This window comes from Solidesulfovibrio sp. (assembly GCF_029978005.1).
Lineage (GTDB): Bacteria > Desulfobacterota > Desulfovibrionia > Desulfovibrionales > Desulfovibrionaceae > Solidesulfovibrio.
The window spans coordinates 1-23,247 of the sequence record NZ_JARKOZ010000134.1; the positions used below are offsets into that span (position 1 = coordinate 1).

Consider the following 23,247-nt stretch of genomic DNA (forward strand, 5'->3'; position numbering starts at 1 on the left):
ACGCGCACGCGCCAAAGCCCCCGGCTCTCCCTTCGGATGGCCAGGGTCAGGGCGGCGGCCACGCTGCCAAGACCCGTGCCCGCCGTGACGAAGCCCAGGCCCTGGGCCCCGTGCCCCAGCACGGCGTCCACCATCACCGGCCAAAGGATCATGAACGATGCACCGAAAAGGCTCGTCAGGCAAAGGCCGGCCAGGATGGCTCGCATGGATCTGTCGCTCCAGGCATGGCGCAGGCCGGCGGCGATGTGCGCCCCCATGGGCTCCTTGGCCGGCCGTGCCGTCTGAACGGGCAGGCGCATGAGGAGCAGGCTGGCGATGACGGCCAGGTAGCTTACGGCGTTGAGCATGAAGCACCAGCCCTCGCCCATGATGGCCACGAGCACCCCGGCCAGGGCCGGCCCCAGCACCCGGGCACTGTTGAACATGGAGGAATTGAGCGCGATGGCGTTGTGCAGGTCCTCCTTGCCCACCATCTCCACCACGAAGGCCTGGCGCGTGGGCATGTCCACGGCGTTGACCACGCCGAGAACCATGGCCAGCCCGCCGACCAGCCAGACCGTGGCCGCGCCGCTCAGGGTCAGGATGGCCAGCGCCAGGGCCTGCGCCATAGCCGCGACCTGGGTGACGACCAGCAGCATCCGCTTGTCGCGGCGGTCGGCCAGGAACCCGCCCCATAGCCCCAACACGAAGACCGGCAGGTGGGTGACGAACCCGACGGCCCCCAGGGCCATGGCCGAGCCCGTGAGCCGGTAGACCAGCCAGGACACGGCCACGGACTGCATCCAGGTGCCGATGAGGGAAATGAACTGGCCTGTAAAAAAAAGTCTGAAATTACGGTGCTTGAATGACCGGACAAGCAGGGAGAGGGACTGCCGCGAACGCGGGCCCAACCCTGCGCGCCACGCGCCCGTGGTATGCTGCGCCATGGGAAAATAGCATCCTTTGCCGGAAACGGGCGAACGCCAAAGCCTTGCGTCCCGAGGCGGCATGCGAAAACGGAAGGCCGCGACGGCGGCGGCCGTCGGGCGGCCCGACCCTCAGACCCTGGCGGCCTCGCGCGGGGCCGAGGCGTCCTGGGGAGCGGCTGCCGCGAACAGGCCGCGCAGGAGCCCAAGGCCCGTGGTCACCTTGGCCAGTTCCTCGGCATCGAGCCGGGCCAGTTTGGCGGAGAAATTGGCCTTGACCGCCTCACGTGCCTTCATGAGCACGGTCCTTCCCTCCTCGGTCAGGAAAAGGCGCACCCGGCGGCGATCGGCGGGATCGGGCTTGCGGTCGATAAAGCCGCGAAACGTCAGGGCGTCCACCAGCTTGGACATGGAAGGCAGGGAGACGCCGATGTACTCCGCCAGATCGGTGAGGTTGGAGCCGGGGTTGTTGCGCAAAAAAGCCAGGGTCCGGAGTTCGGGAACGCGTAGGTCCGGCGCGGTGTGGCTGCGCATGGTCCGCCGCAGATCCTGCATGACCAGCGGCATGACATCCAGCAGTTCGCGGGCGCAGGCATCCAGTAAGTCAGCCATAGCGGCCCCCTTCTAATAGTTAGTTTTTGAAAGTATAGCCCCTTCGCCCGAAAGGTCAAGGCCGTCATTCCCCCTCTTTTCGCGGCAATCCCGGCTCCATCCCGGGAGCGGGAGCAAGCCCCAGGGCGGCGCAGACCGTGGCGGCCAGCCGCGTTTGGGCCGCCCCTTCCCCGGGCGCGACCAAGGGCAGATTGGAAACCAGCGTCCCCGGCACGAAGGACGCGTCCACGCAGTGGTCGCCGGACCATTTCTGACGGTTGTCGGTGAGCGCCTCCCCGTCCGCGCCACCGATGGCCGAGGTCCAGGCCACCCGGTACGGCGGGCGAAGCCCCACCACCAGGTCCGGGGCCTGGCCAAGGTGCGGCCCGTCGTAGAGCGTCTCCCGGCCGTGCACGGCGGCGACCACCGAAGCGCCCGCGTCGTCGAGAGAGCGAAGGCGCGCGGCGATTTCCCCGGCCAGATCCCGGGCCGGCGCGCCGTCCGGCACCACGCCATGGCGTTCCCGGCCGGCGATGTTGCAGTAGATGGAGCCGAAGCCCAGGGCGTAGGCCCTGGTGCCCGACCAGTCCACGTGCTTGAAGAGCTCCCCGGCGTCGGCCGGATCGTGGGGCGCGAGCTTCATGTAGCCGGCCCGGATCAGCCAGGCGTTGAGGTTGACCGAGCGGGTGTAGGAGCAAAACCCGTGGTCGGAGCAGACGAAAAGGGCCGTGTCCTCCCCGGCCGCCTCCATGGCCAGCCCCACGGCCATGTCCATGCGGGCCATGTGGTCCTCGACCACGGACCCGAGCCGCCGGGCCAGCGCCGGGTCGTGGAGGGGATGGGCCGGGTCGTGCAGCCGCCAGAAGCAGTGCTGGATGCGGTCCGAGGTGTCGAAGACCACGGAGAGAAGCCCCTCCTTGAACCGGCCGAGCTCGTGGGCGAGCATGGCCTCGCGCTCGCGGGTCACGTCGTCGCAAAAAGAGAGGAAGGCCTCGTCCGACACCACGCCGTCGGTGAGCCCCTTGGTCTCCTCGGGCATGCCGAGGGTGCTGTAGGGGCCGCCCAGGGCCTTCGCCAGTTCTGCGGCGTAGCCCTGGGGCGCGGCCACGGGCAGGCACGGGGCCTCGGGATCGACCTGGACCGGGCCGAGGTAGAGGGACAGGGGATCGAGGCGCAGCAGGAACAGGCGGGTGAGCCCGGTCGCGGTCCGGCCGTCGCCAAGATCGAAGGAGAGCCGCACATAGGGAGACCAGTCGCCCGGCGAGAGCGTCCCGGAGACCCTGTCGCAGGCGTAGTCGAGCCGACCGTCGCGGCGCGTGAGCGCCAACCGGCACCGGGCCGGGGCGCGCTTGCCGGCAGCCATGGTCATGGGGCCTTCCACGGCCGCCTCGGCCCGGCCGTCTACGAAGCGGAGCGTCTCGAACCGGCCGCGCCCGCCGACGGCGTCCGGGGCCTGCTCCACGTAGTTCACGTAATTGCCGAGGCGGCCCTTCACGTCCGGCGCGCCGAGGCCGGAGAGGATCGTCGCCCCGGCGAAGGCCGGCGGGTAGGTCACGGGCCAGCGCACGGCCGTCACCGGCAGGCCGGCCCGGGCGGCCACGTCGAAAAAGGTGGTCGCATCGTAGGCCGGGGCGGGCGGGCCGGCCGGCCCCCCGGGCCCGGGTCGGGTCAGGGACAGCCGGGGCAGGTAGGAACCGGCGTCGCGCACGATGAAGTCGTAGACGCCGTGGCGGCCGGGGTTGCCGCCCGTGGCCAGGCAGGTCCAGGCCACCGGGCTTTGGGCCGGGTTGGACGTGTGCAGGGCGGCGAAGACGCCTTGTGCGGCGAGCCTGGCCAGATGCGGCAGCCGGCCCCTGGCCATCATGGCCCGGCAAAGGCCCGGGTCGAGGCCGTCGATGCCGAGCACCACGGCCTTGCGCACGATTCGCGGAATGCTCATGAGCGGGTCTTTCCCCTCGGTTGCGGTGTCACGGACATGCTTCTGATCGTGCTGCCGGGATACCATGAAACCCGTTGCCTGCCCAGTCGGCCCGCTCTCGTCGCGAGGGCGCGTTTCGCGGCGGGCACGACACGGGCCCGGGCGGCAGGTCTGGCTCATCGACCCCGGCGTGCCGCGCCAGCTTCTGGGCGCGGACGGGAAGCCCTCGATTTGCTGGCCAGGCGGCGTTTCGACTGCATCCTGCTCGACGTCCTCATGCCCGGCATGGACGGCCTGGAGGTGGCGCGGATCATCCGGACGTCGCCGGGATATGCGGCGGCGGCCGCCACTCCGATCATCGCCGTGACGGCCTTCGCCATGAATGGGGACAGGGAGAAATTCCTCGCCGCGGGCATGGACGACTACATCGCCAAGCCCATCGGCTTGGAGGAGCTCAGGGCCGTCATCGTCCGGGCGACCGCGGGGAGACGAACGGCGCAAGCGCCCGTGTCCCTGTGAAGACGCCGGGGCAAAGCCTGCGATCGCGCCTTGAAAGGCCAACCGTGACCGGCTTTGGCCGAACAGCTTGATCCGAAGCCCAAAACCAACTATCATGCACAGTTGGACGGAAGCGTTTCGTCACCGGTGTGGCGCCTGGACTTCAAATCCAGTGTGCGGTCGAGAGGTCGCAGGTAGGTTCGACTCCTATACGCTTCCGCCATCATTGAAGTTTCCCACCACTGTCCCGCTGCCGCCCGGCGCATGGCCGACGGCCTAGGCGGCCGCCGCCGAATCCCCGGGCGCGTGCCGGCGCGCCTCGCCCGCCGTGACCACCAAGCGTCCGATCTCCCGGCAGGCCTGCCGGGCCTGTCCGCCCATATCCTCGGCGCGTTCGGTCACGTCCATGGCGCACATGTTGAGCTCGAACCCCGTGGCACAGTGTTTTTCGGCCCGACGGGCGATCTCGTCCACGGCCCGCGAGGCGCTCTCCATGGCCGCAGCGATGGCCGTGAACTTCTCCGCCACGGACTCCACCAGGCCGCACGAAGCGTGGATGTCGCCGCCGGTGGCGGCCATGGCCGCCAGGGCCTGCTCGGAACAGGCGGTGACGGACCTGGCCGCCTCGCGCACCTCGGTCGTGGCGGCCAGGGTATTGGCGGCAAGCTTTCGGACCTCGTCGGCCACCACGGCGAAACCCCGGCCGGCCTCGCCGGAGCGGGCCGCCTCGATGGCGGCGTTGAGCGCCAGCATGTTGGTCTGGTCGGCGATGTCCGTGATAAGCCCGGCCACGTCGCCGATGGCCCCGGCCCGGGCCACGAGCCTGGACAGGATGGCTTGCAGGTCGTCGTAGGACGCGGCCACCCGGCGGGAGACCGCCGCCGTGTCCCGGACGACGTCCAGACCCTCCCGGGCCTGCGTTTCGGCGGCCGTGGCCGCCTGGGCCGTTTCGGCCGCCATGGTGGCCACCACCCGCACGTTGTCGGTCATCTCTTGCATGGCCTGTGCCACCTGCCCGGACTGCTCCCTGGACACGTCCATGGAAGCGGCCAGGGATTCGACGGCCGCTCCGACCTCCCGGGCCAGCCCCGCCAGGACGGCCGCCTCGGCCACGAGCCGGTCGTTGACGGCGCGGGCGGCGGCCTGTCCCGAGGCCAGGCGTTCGGCTTCACGCCGCGGCCCGGTCACGTCCTCGAACACGCACAGCCAGCAATCCTCCTCCCAGGGCAGCCGCACCACCGCGACCCGGGCCAGGAGCCGCGCGCCGTCAGGGCCGGTCAGGCCCAGGCAGTCGCCCCCGAGCCGGCCGTCGCGCAGGTTCTCCCAACTGCCGGCGCTGGAATGGGTGCACAGGGCCTCCAGGGCGTCGTCGGTTCCGGCCGCCAGGCCCAGGTCGCCAAGGAACGCGTCCATGGCCGCGTTGCACCAGTCGGCCCGCCCGGGACAGACCACGGTCATGCAGGCGCAGGGCAGGCGCGCCAGAAGCTCCAGCGCCCTGCCCGCGCCTCGCCCACGGCGCGCACGTGCCGGCCCACGAGCCCCAGCAGACGATCCGGAGAATCGGCCTCGCCCTTCGGCGGCTCCCCGGGCAGCAGGGAGCGCAGCTCGCGCACGAGGGCCGTTTTCTCCATCCTGTGCGCGGCGAAGGCCGCCGTCTGGAAGGCCGCGCACAGGATGACCAGAGCCAGAGTCGCCGTGCGCCAACCGGCGTCCCACAGGACGACGCCGCCGGCGGCCAGGGCCAGCCCCAGGGAAACCAGGGTCAGACACGTCGCGCTCGGTTTCGGTTTCATGCCGGTTCGTTCTTAATGAATGCCGCAGTTGTTGAGGAAGGGACCGTACTTCTTGTCCGTGCCTTTGATGTGGTTGACCAGCCAGCCCGAGAGGAAGCTCAGGATGTCCATGGACATGGCGCACTTGCCCTTGTTGCAGTCGCTTTCGACCTGCACCACCTTGGCCACGAACTTGTCATGCTCGGTCTTGTGGATCTGGTATTCCGGATAATTGTTGCCCTTCATGTACTTTTCCTCGAGGGCGAAATGCGTGGCCGCGTACTGCTTGAGTTCCTTGACGATGCGCATGAGCACGGTCTCGGCCTTGCCGGACTTCATGGCGTCGTGCAGCTCGTTGACCATGTCCACGAGCTTGTGGTGCTGGTTGTCGATCTCGGCGATGTTCACTGAAAGGCGGTCACTCCATGCGAGCAAAGCCATGACGTACCTCCAGGTTTGTCGGCCTGGCCGGGATCCGGCCAAGCCGGAATATAGGATTAATTAAACTATTTTTATCCTATATAAACGAACCCGACAAGAAGTGAATGCGTCGCCAATCGTTAACATGCTAATAACAAAGGCATAAAATTTTCAAACTTCCCGACGGCCCGGGCTTTCGGCAAGACCGGTTGCGGCCAGGAGCGGCTTGGCCGCAACGGTCCCTTGACTAATGGGGCGGTCGTGACGACATTGCCCGAAACGACCGGCGCTTTTCGCGCCGCGCACCTTTTGCCGCGAGCAGCCATGGCCCGACGGATCCTTCCCTGCCTTCTCCTCCTGGCCTGTCTGTGGCCGGGATCGGCCATGGCCGAAAAGCTCCGGAAAAACGTTCTTTATTTCAATTCCTACCAGAACGGCTACCAGTGGTCCGACGAGATACTCGCCGGCATCCGGGAGGCGTTTTCCCACTCCGACTTCAACGTGGACCTGCAGATCGAGTACATGGACTCGAAGAAGTACGCCGACCCGGTGCTGCGCGGCATGCTCCACGATTTCTACAAGCTCAAGTACCGCAACACCCGTTTCGAGGTGATCCTGGCCTCGGACAACTACGCCTTCGACTTCCTGCGGGAATACCAGGACGAGCTCTTTCCCGGCACGCCGCTGGTCTTTTGCGGGGTCAACGACTTCCATCCGGAGTGGCTCGACGGCCATCCCAACTTCACGGGCGTGCTCGAGGAGCCCGACATCCGCGAGACCCTGGAGCTGGCCTTGCGCTTCCATCCCGACCGCCGCCGCCTGGTCGTCTTCGGCGACACTTCCGTGACCGGCGTGGCCATCGGCAACCAGTTGCGCGCCGTGGAGCCGTACTTCGCCGGCCGCCTGGCCTTCGAGTACCTGGACAACCTGAGCCTGTCGCAGATCCTCGACGCCGTGCACGACCTGCCCGCCGACGCCATGATCTTCCTCATCCCTTTCTACAAGGACACGGAAAAGGACGTCTATTCGGTCAACGAGGTGCTCGCGGCCATCCGGGGCAATTCCGACGTGCCCATCTACAGCGCCTGGCGCTTCATGCTCGGCCACGGCATCGTCGGCGGCAAGCTCCACAGCGGCTTCGAGGAAGGTCGGCTCACGGCCGAAATGGCCGACAAGCTCCTGCACGGCGTGCCCCTGTCCGAGCTGCCCGTGGTCACGCGCACCGACGACGCCTACGTCTTCGACTACAGGGAAATGTTGCGCCTGGACATCACCACCGACAAGCTGCCTTCCAACTTCAGCCTGATCAACGAGCCCTACCCGTTCTACCACATCAACATCGCCGTCTTCTGGACGGTGATCATCAGCGTCATCGTGCTGTGCTACGTCATGGTCCTGCTGGTGACCAACATCCTGCGGCGACGTCGTGTGGAGGAAACCATCAAGGATCAGCTCTCCTTCATGGAGACGCTGGTCAGCACCATCCCCATTCCCCTCTACTTCAAGGACGGGACCGGGTCCTACAAGGGCTGCAATCCGGCCTTCCGCTCCTGGTGCGGCCTGTCCGGCGAGACCTCCCGGTCCGAGGCCTGCGCCGGGGTCGGCGAGGCGCCGCTTTCGCGCTACCTCGACGCCGGGGACAGCCTGCTGTTGCGCGAACCCGGCGTGCGCGTGGGGGAGGCCACCATCATGACCGCCGACGAGGAGCCGCGCTCGGTCATCCTGCACCGGGCCGTCTACGCCAACGCCAAGGGCGAGATCGCCGGGCTCGTCGGCGTGCTCTACGACATTTCCGAACTGCGCCACGCCGCCGAGCAGCTGCGCGAGGCCGAGGAGAAATACCGGGGCATCTTCGAGAACTCGGCGCTCGGCATCTTCCGCATGACTCCGGACGGCCAGACCGTGGACGTCAACCCGGCCCTGCTCAACATGCTCGGCGTGCGCGACCTGGACGAACTGGCCGCCCGGCGCGGCGACCTGGTGGAGGTGCTTTTCTCCGGCAACGAACGCTTCGAGGCCCTGCTCGCCTCGGTGGAGGACGAGAACGCCACGGTCAAGTTCGAGACCCGCTTCGTGCGGCCCGACGCCAGGATCATCACCGTCAACGTCAACATGCGCCTGGTGGCCGACGCCGGCGGCTACCTCGCCTACGTCGAGGGCGTGGTCGAGGACGTGACCATGCGCCACGAGGCCGAGCGGGCGCTGCGCGAGTCCCAGGAGATGCTGCGCCTGGTCCTCGACAACATCCCCCAGCTCGTGTCCTGGAAGGACAAGGCCCTGCGCTACATCGGGGCCAACCGGGCCTTCATCGAGTTCTTCGGCTTCGCCGACCTGGGGGAGCTCATGGGCCGCGACGACTTCGCCCTGCCGCTGAGGCGCGAGGACATGGACGCCGTGCGGGCGACCGACATCGACGTGATGCGCAACAACCGCACCGTGGCCGGCGAGCTGGCCGCCCGCAACGTCCGGGGGGCCGACGTGCTCCTGGAGATCAAGAAAGTCCCCCTGCACGACGACCGGGGCGCGGTGGTGGGCGTGCTCTCCACGGCCGAGGACGTGACCCAGAAGGTGAGCCTGGAGCGTCAGCTGCTGCAGTCCCAGAAGATGGAGGCCATCGGCACCCTGGCCGGCGGCATCGCCCACGACTTCAACAACATCCTCACCTCGATCATCAATTCCGCCGAGCTGGCGCTGATGGACCTGCCCCAGGACGCCTCCATGGAGGACGACCTGCGCCGGGTGCTCAAGGCCGGCCTTCGCGGCAGCCGCCTGGTCAAGCAGATCCTCTCCTTCACCAGGCCGTCCCAGGCCGGGTTCGCGGCCATCAACGTGGTGGACGTGGTGGGCGAGGCGGCCGGGCTCATCAAGGCGTCCATGCCGCGCAACATCAAGATCGTGCTGAACCTGCCCGATCATCCCGTGCCCTGCCGGGCCGACCCGACCCAGCTCCACCAGATCGTCATGAACCTCGGCACCAACGCCTTCCAGGCCATGCGCGAAAGCGGCGGCGCGCTCAGCCTGACCCTGGCCGAGGACGATCTGGACGAGACCCTGGCCGGCCAGGTCGGCGTGCGCGCCGGTCGCCACGCCCGCATCTCCATCGCCGACACCGGCCCGGGCATTCCCCCCGAGATCCAGGACAAGATCTTCGACCCCTTCTTCACCACCAAGCAGAAGGGCGAGGGCACGGGCCTGGGGCTGGCCGTGGTGCGCGGCATCGTCAAGGGGCATCGCGGCGCGGTCCGGGTGGTCAGCCAGCCGGGGAGCGGCACGCGCTTCGACGTCTTCCTGCCGCTTCTCACGGAAACCGAGACCCCGGCCCTGCCCCCTGCCCCGGCCCCCAACCGCGGCCGGGACCGCATCCTTTTCGTCGAGGACGACGAGGACCAACTCCTGACCATTCCGCGCGTGCTGGCCCAGCTCGGCCACGAGGTCTCGGCCTTCGGCGGCGGCGCGGCCGCCCTGGCCCGGCTGGCCGCGGACCCGGCCGCCTTCGACGTGTGCATCACGGACTACGACATGCCGGACGTAAACGGCCTGGAGCTGGCCGGCAGGATCGCCGCCCTGGCCCCGTCCCTGCCCGTGATCCTGGTCTCCGGCCGCCTGGGCGACATCGAGGACCGGAAGATGGCCGGCAACATCAAGAAGATCGTGCTCAAGCCCTACAACCAGGCGATCATCTCCGCGGCCATCCGCGAGGTGCTCGACGCCAAGCCGCAAACCAAAGCCGCATGAAATCCGTCTGCATCATCGACGACGACCCCGAAGTCCGCGAAACCATCGCCAGTCTCACCCGCAAGATGCGCCTGACCAGCGAAGCCGCCGGCACCCTCACGGCCGGCCTGGACCTGCTGTCGCGCGAGAGCTTCGACGTGCTCTTCCTGGACGTGCGCCTGCCGGACGGCAACGGCCTGGCCGCCCTGTCCGACATCAAACGGCTGCCCGAAGCCCCGGAGGTCATCATCCTCACCGGCGTCGGCGACCCGGACGGGGCGGAACTGGCCATCCAGGAGGGGGTGTGGGACTATCTGGTCAAGCCCTCGCCCATCAAGCAGATGATGCTCACCCTCAAGCGCGCCCTGCGCTACCGGGAGGAGAAGCGCTGCGACCGGGCCCCGGTGTCGCTGTCCCTTGCCGGCTGCGTGACCGTGAGCCCCCGCATGCAGCCCTGCCTGGACCAGGTCGCCCACGCCGCCTGGTCCAGCGCCGCCGTCCTGGTCACCGGGGAGACCGGCACGGGCAAGGAGCTCTTCTCCCGCCTCATCCACGCCAACAGCGCCCGGTCCAAGGCCCCCTTCGTCACCGTGGACTGCGCCGCCCTGACCGAGTCCCTGGTCGAAAGCACGCTCTTTGGCCACAAGAAAGGGGCCTTCACCGGGGCCACGGCCGACCGGGTGGGGTTGGTGCAGCTGGCCAACGGCGGCACGCTGTTCCTCGACGAGGTGGGCGAGATGCCGCTGTCCCTGCAAAAGACCTTCCTGCGCGTGCTCCACGAGAAGACCTTCCGCTCGGTGGGGGCCGTGGCCGAGAGCAAGAGCGACTTCCGGCTCATCGCCGCCACCAACCGGGACCTCGAGGCCATGGTCGAGACCGGCCAGTTCCGGCGCGATCTCTATTTCCGGCTCAAGACCATCGTGCTGCGCCTGCCGCCCCTGCGCGAGCGGCCCGAGGACATCAAGCCCCTCACCCTGGCCGTGGTGGACGCCCTGTGCGCCGAATACGGCCTGCCGCCCAAGGGCTTCGAGGCGGAATTCCTGGCTACCCTGGAGGCCCACGACTGGCCGGGCAACGTGCGCGAGCTGCGCAGCGTCCTGGAGCGGGCCTGCCTGGCCTCGGGCCGCGAGAAGACCCTCTACAGCATGCACCTGCCCCAGGACCTGCGCATCAAGGTGACCAAGTCCACCCTGGAGCGGGGGCTGCACTTCGCGGACCGGCCCGCCCCGGCCGCGTCCCCCCTTCCGTCCCCGGCCGCGCCGCTGCCCGCGGCCGGGCGCACCCTCAAGGAATTCAAGGAAGCCATGGAGCGGCGTTACCTGGAGGAGCTCCTGGCGGCCAACGGCCGCGACGTGGCCGCCATGGTGGACGCCTCGGGGCTGTCGCGCTCCCACTTCTACGCCCTGCTCAAGAAATACGACCTGGGCATTCCGGACTGAGCGCGGTGGGGAACGCCGCCATGGCGTGAAAAGGGCATTCTTGATTGTGAAAACATTCACATTTTATGCCACCATGATCTTCCAGGACCCACAGCCCATTAGCATTCTGAAATATCTTCTTTCCTGATCCCTTGCCGTTCGCCGTTGCGGTCAGACGATTTACGCCAGACGCATTTTTAGTCCTCGACGACCTGCCCTTGCGTCTTTTAGAACGAATCCTGCGGCCTGTTTTTTCCGTGCTATCATCTGTTGATTGTGGCAACATTGCGGAGACCCTCACTCCGGTCCGGACCGTGCCGGGTTCGTCTGGTTTTTCGGACATGCGTTGTCGGTCTGAAAAACCGGACAGGCCCAAAAAGGGAGAATCCCTTTGCGATGTGTGTAATTTCGCGGTATTAGCCTGCCAGGCGGCATCTGGAAAATCGGATAGGCCCCCTGCGTCCGGAAGCCAGGCATGGGCCTCTGATCGACAACGCACCGAAGTCTTTTTGCCTTTTTACATGTGGCACGAGGATTGCCTATGAAGGAAACGTCGACCCCGGCCTTCCTTCTGTTCGGTCGAACGACAACTTCAAGGAGACGCGAGCATGGCCAAGAAGATGAAAAGCATGGACGGCAATACCGCCACCACTCATATCGCCTACGCCCTGAGCGATACGGCGGCCATCTATCCCATCACCCCATCGTCCACCATGGGCGAGATCGCGGACGAGTGGGCGGCCAAAGGGCTGAAAAACATCTTCGGCCAGACCGTGACCATCCGCGAGATGCAGTCCGAGGCCGGAGCCGCCGGCGCGGTCCACGGCTCGTTGGCCGCCGGGGCGCTGACCACCACGTTCACCGCCTCCCAGGGCCTGTTGCTCATGATCCCCAACATGTTCAAGATCGCCGGCGAACTCCTGCCGGCCGTCTTCCACGTGTCGGCCCGGGCCGTGGCCACCCACGCCCTGTCGATCTTCGGCGACCACTCCGACGTCATGGCCGCCCGTTCCGCCGGCTTCGCCCAGCTGGCCTCGGCCTCGGTCCAGGAGTGCATGGATCTGGCGCTCGTCGCCCACCTGTCGGCCATCGAGAGCAGCGTGCCCTTCGTCCACTTCTTCGACGGCTTCCGCACCTCCCACGAGATCCAGAAAATCGAGGTCATCGACTACGAGGACATCAAGGGACTGGTCAATTACGAGAAGATCGCCGCCTTCCGCGCCAAGGCCATGAACCCCGAGCATCCGGACATGCGCGGCACCGCCCAGAACCCGGACATCTTCTTCCAGGGCCGCGAGCGCGCCAACCCCTACTACCAGGTCCTGCCGGGCATCGTCTCGGCCATGATGGACAAGGTCGGCGCCCTGACCGGCCGCCCCTACAAGCTCTTCGACTACGTGGGCGCGCCCGACGCCGACCGCGTGGTCGTGTCCATGGGCTCCTCGTGCGAGACCGTGGAGGAAGTGGTCAACTACTTAAACGCCAAGGGCGAGAAGGTCGGTCTGGTCAAGGTGCGCCTGTTTAGGCCCTTCGCCCCCGACGCCCTGTTCAAGGTCCTGCCCGCCTCGGCCGAAGTGGTCACCGTGCTCGACCGCACCAAGGAGCCGGGGAGTCTGGGCGATCCGCTCTACCAGGACGTGTGCGCGGCGTTCATCGAGCGCGGCGGCGCGATTCCCAAGCTCATGAGCGGCCGCTATGGCCTGGGCTCCAAGGAATTCCGCCCCGGCATGGCCAAGTCCGTCTTCGACAACATGGCCGCGGCCGCGCCCAAGCGCCACTTCGTGGTCGGCATCAACGACGACGTGTCCGGCTCCTCCCTGCCCATGGGCGGCCCGCTGCCCACGGTTCCCGAAGGCACCGTGCAGTGCAAGTTCTGGGGCTTCGGCTCCGACGGCACCGTCGGCGCCAACAAGTCGGCCATCAAGATCATCGGCGACAACACCGACCTCTACGCCCAGGGCTACTTCGCCTACGATTCGAAAAAATCCGGCGGCATCACCGTCTCCCACCTGCGCTTCGGCAAAAAGCCCATCCAGTCCACCTACCTGGTCGACGCCGCGGACTACGTCGCCTGCCACAAGCCGAGCTACGTGCACATCTACGACATCCTGGAAGGCATCAAGGACGGCGGCACCTTCGTGCTCAACTCCTCCTGGAACACCGCCGAAGACCTGGAAGCCAACCTGCCCGGCCACATGCTGCGCACCATCGCCGACAAGAAGCTCAAGGTCTACAACATCGACGCCGTGGCCATCGGCGCCAAGACCGGGCTTGGCGCGCGCATCAACATGGTCATGCAGACCGCCTTCTTCAAGCTGGCCGGCGTGCTGCCCATCGAACAGGCCATCGGCCTGCTCAAGGACTCCATCAAGAAGACCTACGGCAACAAGGGCGAGAAGATCGTCAAGATGAACGTCGACGCCGTGGACATGGCCATGGACGGCCTGGTCGAGATCAAGGTCCCGGCCGCCTGGGCCAGCGCCGCCGACGCCGCCGAGGCCGCCCCGGACGAGCCCGAGTACTTCAACAAGGTCATCCGGCCCATCCTGGCCCAGAAGGGCGACGAGCAGCCGGTGTCCGCCTTCGCCGAGAACGGATCCTTCCCGGCCGCCACCTCCCGCTACGAAAAGCGCGGCGTGGCGATCAACATCCCCCACTGGATCAAGGAAAACTGCATCCAGTGCAACCAGTGCTCCTACGTCTGCCCCCACGCCACCATCCGGCCCTTCCTGGCCGACGAGGCCGAGATGGCGGGGGCCCCGGCCGGCTACGAGACCCTGCCGGCCACCGGCAAGGAGCTCAAGGGCCTTTCGTACCGCATGCAGGTCTTCCCCATGGACTGCATGGGCTGCGGCTCCTGCGCCGACGTCTGCCCGGCCAAGCAGAAAGCCCTGGTCATGAAGCCCCTGGAAGAGGAAATGGCCGTGCAGGTCGAAAACCACGGCTTCGCCATGGGCCTGGTCAACAAGGGCTCCCTGGTCAAGCGCGAGAACCTCAAGGGCAGCCAGTTCTACCAGCCGCTGCTCGAGTTCTCGGGCGCTTGCGCCGGTTGCGGCGAAACGCCTTACGTCAAGCTCCTCACCCAGCTCTTCGGCGAACGCATGATGGTGGCCAACGCCACGGGCTGCTCCTCCATCTGGGGCGGCTCCGCGCCCACCTCGCCCTATGCCCAAAACGCCGACGGCCACGGCCCGGCCTGGAACAATTCGCTCTTCGAGGACGCGGCCGAGTTCGGCTTCGGCTACAACATGGCGCTCAAGCAGCGCCGGGACAAGCTGGCCGACAAGGTGGCCGCCGCCCTTGAGGGCTCGCTTTCCGACGAGCTGCGCGCCGCCCTGGCCGGCTGGCTGGAGAAAAAGGACGACGCGGCCGGATCGCGCCTTTACGGCGACCGGATGAAGGCCCTGCTGGACAAGGGCGACGCCGCCCAGGCGGCCATCGCCGCCGACGCCGACATCTTCACGAAGAAGTCCGTGTGGATCTTCGGCGGCGACGGCTGGGCTTACGACATCGGCTACGGCGGCCTCGACCACGTCATCGCCTCGGGCGAGGACGTCAACATCCTGGTCATGGACACCGAAGTCTACTCCAACACCGGCGGCCAGGCCTCCAAGGCCACCCCGCTCGGCGCCATCGCCAAGTTCGCCGCCGCCGGCAAGGTCACCGGGAAAAAGGACCTGGCCCGCATGGCCATGACCTATGGCTACGTCTACGTGGCCTCCATCGCCATGGGCGCGGACAAGAACCAGGCGCTCAAGGCCTTCCTCGAGGCCGAGGCCCACAAGGGGCCCTCCATCGTCATCGCCTATGCCCCCTGCATCAACCAGGGCATCCGCAAGGGCATGGGCAAATCCATGGAAGAGGCCAAGCTGGCCGTGGAAACCGGCTACTGGCCGCTGTTCCGCTTCAACCCCGACCTCAAGGCCGAAGGCAAGAACCCGCTGGTCATCGACTCCAAGGCCCCGGCCGGCGACTTCCAGGGCTTCCTGTCCGGCGAAGTCCGCTACGCCGCCCTGGAGAAGATGCATCCCGACATGTCCAAGCGTTACCGCGCCTCCATGGAAGCGGCCTACAAGGAACGCTACAAGGAGCTTGAATACCTGGCCGCCATGCCTGTCTTCGACGGCCCGGCCGGAGCCGGTGCTGCCGGCGCTTCCGACGACCCGGCCTTCTGCGCCACCGCGGAAACCGCCGAGCATGCCCGTCCCCAAACCGGCGAACCCTGCGACGAAGGCCGCGCCGGCAAATAAGCAAAAGCGAGAACGAACATGGATAACCACCTGTCCCAGAAGTTCGAGGAAATCGTCGGCAAGGAAAACGTCCTGGCCAGCGAGGTGGACCGCCACAGCTACGCCTACGATGCGGCCGTCCTGCCCCCCAAGCTCCCGGCCCTGGCCGTGCGTCCCGAGACGCCCGAGGCTCTGGGACGGGTGGTTGCCGCCTGCAACGAGCTCGGCCTGCCGCTGACCGTGCGCGGCTCGGGCACCAACCTCTCCGGCGGCACCATCCCCTCTCCCGGGGGGGTGGTGGCCCTGACCGGGGCGCTCAACAAGATCGTCGAGATCAACGAGGCCGATATGTACGCCGTGGTCCAGACCGGCGTGGTCACGGCCAAGTTCGCGGCCGAGGTGGCCAAGCGCGGCCTGTTCTATCCGCCCGATCCGGGCAGCCAGGCCGTGTCCACCATCGGCGGCAACGTGGCCGAGAACGCCGGCGGGCTGCGCGGCCTCAAGTACGGCGTCACCAAGGACTACGTCATGGGCATGAGCCTCTATGACGTGGACGGGGAGCTCGTCAAAACCGGCTCCCGCACCGTCAAGTGCGTCACCGGCATGAACCTGCACGGCCTCATGGTCGGCTCCGAAGGCACGCTCGGGGTGTTCAACGAGATCATCCTCAAACTCGTGCCGCCGCCCAAGGCCAGCAAGGCCATGATGGCCATCTTCGACGACCTGCTCAAGGCGTCGGAGACCGTGGCCGCCATCATCGCCGCCAAGATCGTGCCGGCCACCCTGGAATACATGGACGACTTCACCATCAAGACCGTGGAGGACTTCGCCCACGCGGGGCTGCCCACCGACGCCAAGGCGCTGCTGCTCATCGAGGTGGACGGACACCCGGCCCAGGTCGAGGAGGAAGCCGCCGAGGTCGAGGCCATTTGCAAGCGCGTGGGCGCGACCCGCATCCACGTGGCCAAGGACGCGGCCGAGCGCAACAAGGTCTGGGAGGCCCGCCGGGCGGCCCTGTCCGCCCTGGCCCGGGTGCGCCCGACCACGGTGCTCGAGGACGCGACGGTCCCCCGCTCCCAGATCCCGGCCATGGTCGGGGCCCTGGAGAAGATCGCGGCCAAGTACCGGCTTACCATCGGCACCTTCGGCCACGCCGGCGACGGCAACCTGCATCCGACCATCCTCACGGACAAGCGCGACCACGAGGAGTTCAAGCGCGTCGAGGCGGCCATCGACGAGATCTTCGACGTGGCCCTGGGCCTTGGCGGCACGCTCTCCGGCGAGCACGGCATCGGCACGGCCAAGTCCAAGTACATGGCCAAGGAAGTGGGCATGGGCTCCATCCTCTACGCCAGGAAGCTGAAAAAGGCCCTGGATCCCAAGGGAATCCTCAATCCCGGCAAGATCACGGGGGAGTGACATGAGCGAGATGCGTGAACTGGTCGGCCTGCTCAAGCAGATCGACGACCAGCTTGTGGCCTGCATGCGCTGCGGCATGTGCCAGGCCGTGTGCCCCCTCTACGGGGAGACGGGACTCGAGGGCCATGTGGCCCGGGGCAAGATCGCCCTGCTCGAATGCCTGGCCGACGAGGTCATCAAGGACCCGGCCGGGGTCAAGGAACGCCTGGACGCCTGCCTGCTGTGCGGCTCCTGCCAGGCCAACTGCCCGAGCGGCGTCAAGGCCCTGGACATCTTCCTCAAGGCCCGGGCCTTCCTCACGGGCTACTACGGACTGCCGCCGGTCAAGCGGGCGATCTTCCGGGGACTGCTGAAAAATCCCCGGCTGTTCGACTCCGTCATGTCCATCGCGGCCAAGTTCCAGGGCATCTTCACCCGCCCGGTCAACGACATGGTGGGTTCGTCTTGCGCCCGTGTGTTCTCCAACCTGCTGGAAGGGCGGCACTTCGCCCCCCTGGCCGGCACGCCCCTGCACGCGACCCAGGCCGAGCGCGACACCCCCCGCGGGCCGTCGGGCCTCAAGGTCGCCTTCTTCTACGGCTGCGTGGTGGACAAGATGTTCCCGCGCATCGGCGAGGCCGTGCTCAAGGTCTGCGACCACCACGGCGTGGGCGTGTACATGCCCCACGGACAGGCCTGCTGCGGCATCCCCGCCCTGTCCTCGGGGGACCGCGACACCTTCGAGACTCTGGTCGCCGCCAACATGAAGCTCTTCGGCGATCAGGACTTCGACGTGCTGGTCACGCCCTGCGCCACCTGCACCTCGACCATCAAGAAGATCTGGCCGCTCATGGCCGAAGGCCTGCCCGAGTCGGTCCGGTTCAAGATCCGGGAGCTCGCGCCCAAGGTCAAGGACGTGAGCGCCTTCCTGGTCCAGGACCTCAAGGTGACCGACGGCCTGGCCGCCGGCGGCGGGGACATCGCCGTCACCTACCACGATCCCTGCCACCTGAAGAAATCCCTGGGCGTCTCCGCCGAGCCCCGGGCCTTGCTCGCGGCCAACCCGCGCTTCCGTCTCGTGGAGATGGAGGGCGCGGACTCGTGCTGCGGTTCCGGCGGAAGCTTCACCCTACAGCATTACGACCTCTCCAAGCGCATCGGCAAGCGCAAGCGGGACAACATCGTCGCCACGGGAGCCTCCGTCGTGGCCACGAGCTGTCCGGCCTGCATGCTGCAGATCGGGGACATGCTGTCCCAGGCCGGCGACAGGCTGGCCATACGGCATCCGGTGGAGATTTACGCGGAGACACTGGCCGGGCGCTAGCCCGGTCGCACCAACAAAGGCGAGCGAGGTAGCCTAATGAGTTTTAAAGACAACATCCAGGCGCTATTCGCGCCCAAAACCGTAGCCGTCATCGGCGCCTCCGCCGCGCCGGGCAAGGTCGGCCATACGGTGGTGCACAACATGCTGGAGGCTGGGTACGAAGGGAAGCTCATCCCCGTGAACCCCAAGGCCGACGAGATCCTGGGCCTGCCCGTGACCAAGCGCATCGAGGACCTGCCCGAAGGCCTCGACCTGGCCGTCATCGTGGTGCCCGTGGCCGCCGTCGTGCCTTCCATGGAAGCCCTGGCGTTGCGCAAGGTCAAGGCCGCCATCATCATCACCGCCGGCTTCAAGGAAGTCGGCAAGGAAGGCTATGCCCTGGAGCAGAAGCTCATCGAGATCTGCACCCAAAACGACATCGCCATGGTCGGCCCCAACTGCCTGGGTCTCCTCCGCACCCAGGACAACAACACCGCCTCCTTCGCCGCCGGCTATCCCGTGGCGGGCTCCATCGCCGTCTTCTCCCAGTCCGGCGCGCTGTGCACGGCCATCCTCGACTGGGCGCTCGGTGAGAACGTGGGCTTTTCCAAGTTCATCTCGCTCGGCAACAAGGCCGTGATCAACGAAGCCCACATGCTCGAATGCCTGCGCACCGACCCCAATACGTCCGTCATCCTCGGCTACATCGAAAACGTGGCCAACGGCCCGGACTTCATCGAGCAGGCGGCCAAGGTCACCCGCGAAAAGCCGGTCGTCATCATCAAGTCCGGCACCACCGCCGCCGGCGCCAAGGCGGCCTCGTCCCACACCGGCGCCATCGCCGGCTCCGACGCCGCCTACACCGCCGCCTTTCGCAAGACCGGCATCATCCGGGCGGGCGACATGGGCACGCTCTTCGACTTGGCCCAGGCCTTCTCCACCCAGCCCCTGCCCGAAGGCCCGGGCCTTTGCGTGGTGACCAACTCCGGCGGCCCCGGCATCCTCGCTGCCGACGCCACCGAGAAGTCGCCGCTGCTGCACATGGCGCGCCTGTCCAACAGCACCATTGACCGCCTCAAGGAATTCCTGCCGCCCTACGCGTCGCTCTACAACCCCATCGACCTCATCGGCGACGCCCCGGCCGAGCGCTACCGCAAGACCCTGGAAGTGGTGGTGGACGACCCGCAGGTCCATTCCATCCTGATTCTGCTGACCCCGACCGCCTCGGCCGAGATCATCGAAACGGCCGAAGCCATCATCGACGTGGCCAAGACCACCAAAAAGCCCATCTTCGTCAACTACATGGGCGGCCTGCGCACCAAGCCCGGCGTCAAGATGCTGGCCGAGGCCGGCATCCCCTGCTCCATCTACCCCGAGCCGCTGATCCAGAGCATCGAGACCATGTACAACTACTACCTGTGGCGGCAGACCCCGGCCCAGGAGTACCCGGAGATCCGTCGCAACCGCCAGAAGGCCAGGCTCGTCATCAACGAGGCCCGGGCCAAGGGCGCGACCGAGGTGGTGGAGTTCCAGGCCCAGGAAGTGCTGCGCGCCTACAACCTGCCGACGCCCAACACGGTCCTGGCCCGCTCCTCGGACGAGGCCGTGGCCGGGGCGGAGAAGATCGGCTACCCGGTGGTGCTGAAAATCGCCTCGCCGCAGATCTCCCACAAGTCGGACGTCGGCGGCGTCAAGGTGAACCTGGCCGACGCCGAGGCTGTGAAAAACGCCTTCTTCGACATCACGGCCCGGGCCCAGCGCCTGCGCCCCGAAGCCTACATCGCCGGCTGCCTGGTCCAGGAGATGGCTCCCAAGGGCTGCAAGGAGATCATCATCGGGTTCAAGCGCGACGACCAGTTCGGCCCGCTCCTGATGTTCGGCCTGGGCGGCATCTACGTGGAGATCCTCAAAGACATCGCCTTCCGCCTGGCCCCGCTCGGGCGCGACGACGCGAAGAACATCATCCGTGAGATCAAGTCCTACATGCTGCTCAAGGGAGTGCGCGGCGAACCGCCGGTCAACTTCCAGGCCATAGAAGACATCCTGCTCACCATGTCCGAACTCTCCCTGGATTTCCCCGAGATCCAGGAGGCGGAGTTCAACCCCGTGCTCGTCAACGCCGAGAAGGCCGTGGTGGCCGACGTGCGCATCACCTTGAGCGCCCAATAAGAACCCCAGGAGGAACAATCCATGATCGGTCTCTACATCGGGTCCACCCAAGGATATTCCGGCAAAAACCTCGTCACCCTGGCGCTCGGGCAGCAGTTCCAGCGCGAGGGCCTGCGCGTGGGCTACATGAAGCCCATCGGCGCGGTGCCCCACAAGGTGGAGAACCAGATCGGCGACGAGGACGCCCACTTCATGCAGCAGGCCCTGGGGCTCTCCGAAACGCCCTCGCTGGTCACTCCCGTGGTCATCACCCGCGACTTCCGCATGCGCGCCTTCCTGGAAGATTGCGCCAACCTGCTGCCCGGCATCGTGGACAGCTACAAGAAGCTCTCGACCGGCAAGGACCTCATGCTGGTCGGCGGCTCGGGCAGCTTCCTGTACTCCGGCAAATACTGCGGCGTGGACGGCGTGGCCGTGGCCCAGGCCCTGGGCACCAAGGTCGTGCTCGTCGACCGCTACCTCCAGGACTACAACTACGACTACCTGGCCGCGGCCAAGGAGGCGCTCGGCGACGATCTGGCCGGCGTCATCCTCAACGACGTGCCCGAGCACTTCCGCGAAGAGGCTGAGACGCTCATCGTGCCCTTCCTCAAACGCCGCGGCGTGGACGTGCTCGGCATCATCCCCCACGACCCCATCATGTTCGCCGTGCGGGCCGGCGACCTGGCCAACGGCCTGGGCGGGCGGCTCATCACCTCCGGCGGACGCACCGACAGCCTGGTGGTCAACTTCCTCATCGGCACCATGCAGGTGGAGAACTTCGTCACCTTCTTCAAGCGGCACAAGGACGTGGCCATCCTGTGCGGCGGCGACCGCGCCGACCTGCAGCTGGTGGCCCTGGAAGGCGGCTGCGCGGCCCTGATCCTGACCGGCAACCTCTACCCCAACGACATCATCCTGGCCAAGGCCGAGGACAAGGGCATTCCGGTCATCGTGGTGCGCGACGACACCTTCTCCGTGGCCAAGAAGATGGAGCTCATGCTCACGCGCGAGAAGCTGCGCGACCGCTCGCGCATCGAGCACGGAGCCAAGCTCGTGCAGCAGGCCGTGAACATGGCCGCGCTCAAGAAGAATCTGGGAATCTAGCGCCGAAGGCCCGGGGCGCGCCCGTCTCCGCGCACCCCGGGCCGCCGGCGCAGCCGACAGGCGGTTTCGGCCTTGTCCCGAGCCCTTTTGGCGACGGGCTCGGGAGGGCCGGGCGAATATCAACCAAAAGGAGCATACAACATGTCGTGGGTCCAACAGTACCAACCGCTTGGAAGCTATGGGCTTTCCGCCCTCGTGGCGGGAATCCCCCTGTACATGCTGTTCTACATGCTGGCCGTCAAACGCATGGCAGGCCACAAGGCCGCCTTCGCCGCCACCCTGGCGGCCGTCATCCTGGCCATCGTGGCCTGGGGCATGCCCGTGGGCCTCGCTCTTGACGCCACGGTCTACGGCGCGTTCATCGGCCTGTTTCCCATCGTCTGGATCGTCATCACGGCCATCTGGGTGTACAACATGACCGTCGAGTCCGGCGAGTTCAACATCATCAAGAACTCCCTGGCCCAGATCACCGACGACCGCCGGCTCCAGGCGATCTTCATCGCCTTCGCGTTCGGCTCCTTCATCGAAGGCACCGCCGGCTTCGGCACGCCCGTGGCCATCACCGCCGCCATGCTGGTGGGCCTCGGATTCAACCCCCTGTACGCCTCGGGCATCTGCCTCATCGCCAACACCGCGCCGGTGGCCTTCGGCGCCATCGGCATCCCCATCGTCGTCGCCGCCCAGGTCAGCGGCCTCGACATGATGAAGATCAGCGCCATCTGCGGCCGCCAGCTGCCGTTTTTATCCGTCATCGTGCCCCTGTGGCTGTCGGTGACCATGTGCGGCTTCAAGCGCACCATGGAGGTCCTGCCGGCCGTCATCATCGCCGGCGTCTGCTTCGCCGGCTCCCAGTTCCTGGTATCGAACTACGTCGGCCCCTACCTGCCCGACATCATTTCGGCCGTCGTGACCATCATCGGCCTGGGCGCCTTCCTCAAGGTCTGGAAGCCCAAGAACATCTGGCACTTCCCGGACGAGCCGCCCGCGTCCCAGCGCGTCGTCGAGTCGGAGTTCTCCGGCGGCGAGATCCTGCGCGCCTGGATGCCCTACATCATCCTGGCCATCATGGTCTTTCTGTGGGGCATCAAGCCCATCCAGAACGTCCTCAACGCCATTTTCGCCCCGAGCCTCGACTGGCCGGGCCTGCACAACCTGGTCGTCAAGACCGCTCCCATCGTGGCCAAGGACACCCCCTACGCCGCGCAGTTCAAGTTCAACTTCCTGTCCACTCCGGGTACGGCCATCCTGATCGCCGGCCTGCTTTCCGTCCTGTTCATGCCCAAGTACGGCTACGACAAGGCCATTCCCTGCCTGTTCCGTACCATCAAGCAGCTGCGCTGGCCCATCGCCACCATCGCCATGATCCTGGGCCTGGCCTACATCATGAACTACTCCGGCATGAGCTCGTCCATGGGCCTGGCCTTCACGGCCACGGGCGCGCTGTTCCCGTTCTTCGCCCCGATCCTCGGCTGGCTCGGCGTGTTCCTGACCGGTTCCGACACCTCGTCCAACGCCCTGTTCGGCTCCCTGCAAAAGACCACCGCCCAGCAGATCGGCGTCAGCCCCGAGCTGTGCGTGGCCGCCAACTCCTCGGGCGGCGTCACCGGCAAGATGATCTCGCCCCAGTCCATCTCCGTGGCCACCGCCGCTTCCAACATGGTGGGCAAGGAAGGCGACATCTTCCGCTTCACCCTGCCCCACTCCCTGGCCATGCTCTGCTTCGTGGCCGTGCTGACCCTGCTTCAGGCCTACGCCCTGAAGTGGATGCTGCCTTAGCCCCTCACTCCGAGTCGAACGGCCCGGCCCGGCGCATCCCGCGCCGGCCG

The 23,247-nt window shown here is 66.9% G+C and carries 15 protein-coding genes and 1 tRNA gene; 10 read left to right on the plus strand and 6 right to left on the minus strand.

Annotated features, from left to right (window positions below; genetic code table 11):
* From Q1K70_RS15025 to Q1K70_RS15035, 3 genes are all read right to left on the minus strand, one after another.
* Positions 1-926 (minus strand): MFS transporter (locus Q1K70_RS15025; RefSeq protein ID WP_300161169.1); only part of this gene is annotated, 926 nt, incomplete at its 3' end.
* A gap of 111 nt (positions 927-1,037) precedes the next feature.
* Positions 1,038-1,517 (minus strand): MarR family transcriptional regulator, encoded by a 480-nt coding sequence (locus Q1K70_RS15030; RefSeq protein WP_300161171.1) that lies wholly within the window; start codon positions 1,515-1,517, stop codon positions 1,038-1,040.
* A gap of 64 nt (positions 1,518-1,581) precedes the next feature.
* Complete coding sequence (locus Q1K70_RS15035; protein WP_300161173.1) at positions 1,582-3,435, minus strand: alkaline phosphatase family protein; 1,854 nt, start codon at positions 3,433-3,435, stop codon at positions 1,582-1,584.
* Positions 3,436-3,471: 36 nt separating this feature from the next.
* On the opposite strand from Q1K70_RS15035, the gene Q1K70_RS15040 reads away from it, so the two are divergent.
* The gene (locus tag Q1K70_RS15040) at positions 3,472-3,933 is read left to right on the plus strand and encodes a response regulator (protein WP_300161175.1); all 462 of its coding nucleotides are present in this window, start codon (positions 3,472-3,474) and stop codon (positions 3,931-3,933) included.
* A gap of 108 nt (positions 3,934-4,041) precedes the next feature.
* Positions 4,042-4,135, plus strand: a tRNA-Sec gene (locus Q1K70_RS15045).
* Positions 4,136-4,188: 53 nt separating this feature from the next.
* Here the strand turns inward: Q1K70_RS15045 and Q1K70_RS15050 are convergent.
* Genes Q1K70_RS15050 through Q1K70_RS15060 form a run of 3 tightly spaced genes read right to left on the minus strand, consistent with a single transcriptional unit; the run spans position 4,189 to position 6,125 of the window.
* Positions 4,189-5,370 (minus strand): methyl-accepting chemotaxis protein, encoded by a 1,182-nt coding sequence (locus Q1K70_RS15050; RefSeq protein WP_300161177.1) that lies wholly within the window; start codon positions 5,368-5,370, stop codon positions 4,189-4,191.
* Complete coding sequence (locus Q1K70_RS15055) at positions 5,367-5,705, minus strand: hypothetical protein (protein WP_300161179.1); 339 nt, start codon at positions 5,703-5,705, stop codon at positions 5,367-5,369. Before Q1K70_RS15055 ends, Q1K70_RS15050 begins: the two co-directional genes overlap by 4 nt.
* Before the next feature lie 12 nt (positions 5,706-5,717).
* On the minus strand, positions 5,718-6,125 hold the full coding sequence (locus Q1K70_RS15060; protein WP_300161180.1) for a bacteriohemerythrin: 408 nt from the start codon (positions 6,123-6,125) through the stop codon (positions 5,718-5,720).
* Between the two features lie 303 nt (positions 6,126-6,428).
* On the opposite strand from Q1K70_RS15060, the gene Q1K70_RS15065 reads away from it, so the two are divergent.
* The 8 genes from Q1K70_RS15065 to Q1K70_RS15100 all read left to right on the plus strand — a co-directional run bounded on the left by Q1K70_RS15065 (position 6,429) and on the right by Q1K70_RS15100 (position 23,197).
* Positions 6,429-9,839 (plus strand): PAS domain S-box protein, encoded by a 3,411-nt coding sequence (locus Q1K70_RS15065; RefSeq protein WP_300161182.1) that lies wholly within the window; start codon positions 6,429-6,431, stop codon positions 9,837-9,839.
* Positions 9,836-11,257, plus strand: coding sequence for a sigma-54 dependent transcriptional regulator (locus Q1K70_RS15070; RefSeq protein WP_300161184.1), 1,422 nt, complete (start codon positions 9,836-9,838; stop codon positions 11,255-11,257). Before Q1K70_RS15065 ends, Q1K70_RS15070 begins: the two co-directional genes overlap by 4 nt.
* Before the next feature lie 587 nt (positions 11,258-11,844).
* A complete protein-coding gene (gene nifJ / locus Q1K70_RS15075) occupies positions 11,845-15,486 on the plus strand; it encodes a pyruvate:ferredoxin (flavodoxin) oxidoreductase (protein ID WP_300161186.1) in 3,642 nt (1,213 codons plus the stop codon).
* Between the two features lie 18 nt (positions 15,487-15,504).
* Complete coding sequence (locus Q1K70_RS15080) at positions 15,505-16,884, plus strand: FAD-linked oxidase C-terminal domain-containing protein (protein WP_300161188.1); 1,380 nt, start codon at positions 15,505-15,507, stop codon at positions 16,882-16,884.
* Position 16,885: 1 nt separating this feature from the next.
* Complete coding sequence (locus Q1K70_RS15085; RefSeq protein WP_300161190.1) at positions 16,886-18,187, plus strand: (Fe-S)-binding protein; 1,302 nt, start codon at positions 16,886-16,888, stop codon at positions 18,185-18,187.
* 36 nt (positions 18,188-18,223) lie between these two features.
* Complete coding sequence (locus Q1K70_RS15090) at positions 18,224-20,335, plus strand: acetate--CoA ligase (protein WP_300161192.1); 2,112 nt, start codon at positions 18,224-18,226, stop codon at positions 20,333-20,335.
* A 21-nt stretch (positions 20,336-20,356) separates the two neighbouring features.
* Positions 20,357-21,421 carry a DRTGG domain-containing protein gene (locus tag Q1K70_RS15095; RefSeq protein WP_300161194.1) on the plus strand — a complete coding sequence of 355 codons (1,065 nt, stop codon included), beginning with the start codon at positions 20,357-20,359 and terminating at the stop codon, positions 21,419-21,421.
* Between the two features lie 141 nt (positions 21,422-21,562).
* The gene (locus tag Q1K70_RS15100; protein ID WP_300161197.1) at positions 21,563-23,197 is read left to right on the plus strand and encodes a lactate permease LctP family transporter; all 1,635 of its coding nucleotides are present in this window, start codon (positions 21,563-21,565) and stop codon (positions 23,195-23,197) included.
* The last annotated feature ends 50 nt before the right edge of the window (positions 23,198-23,247 follow it).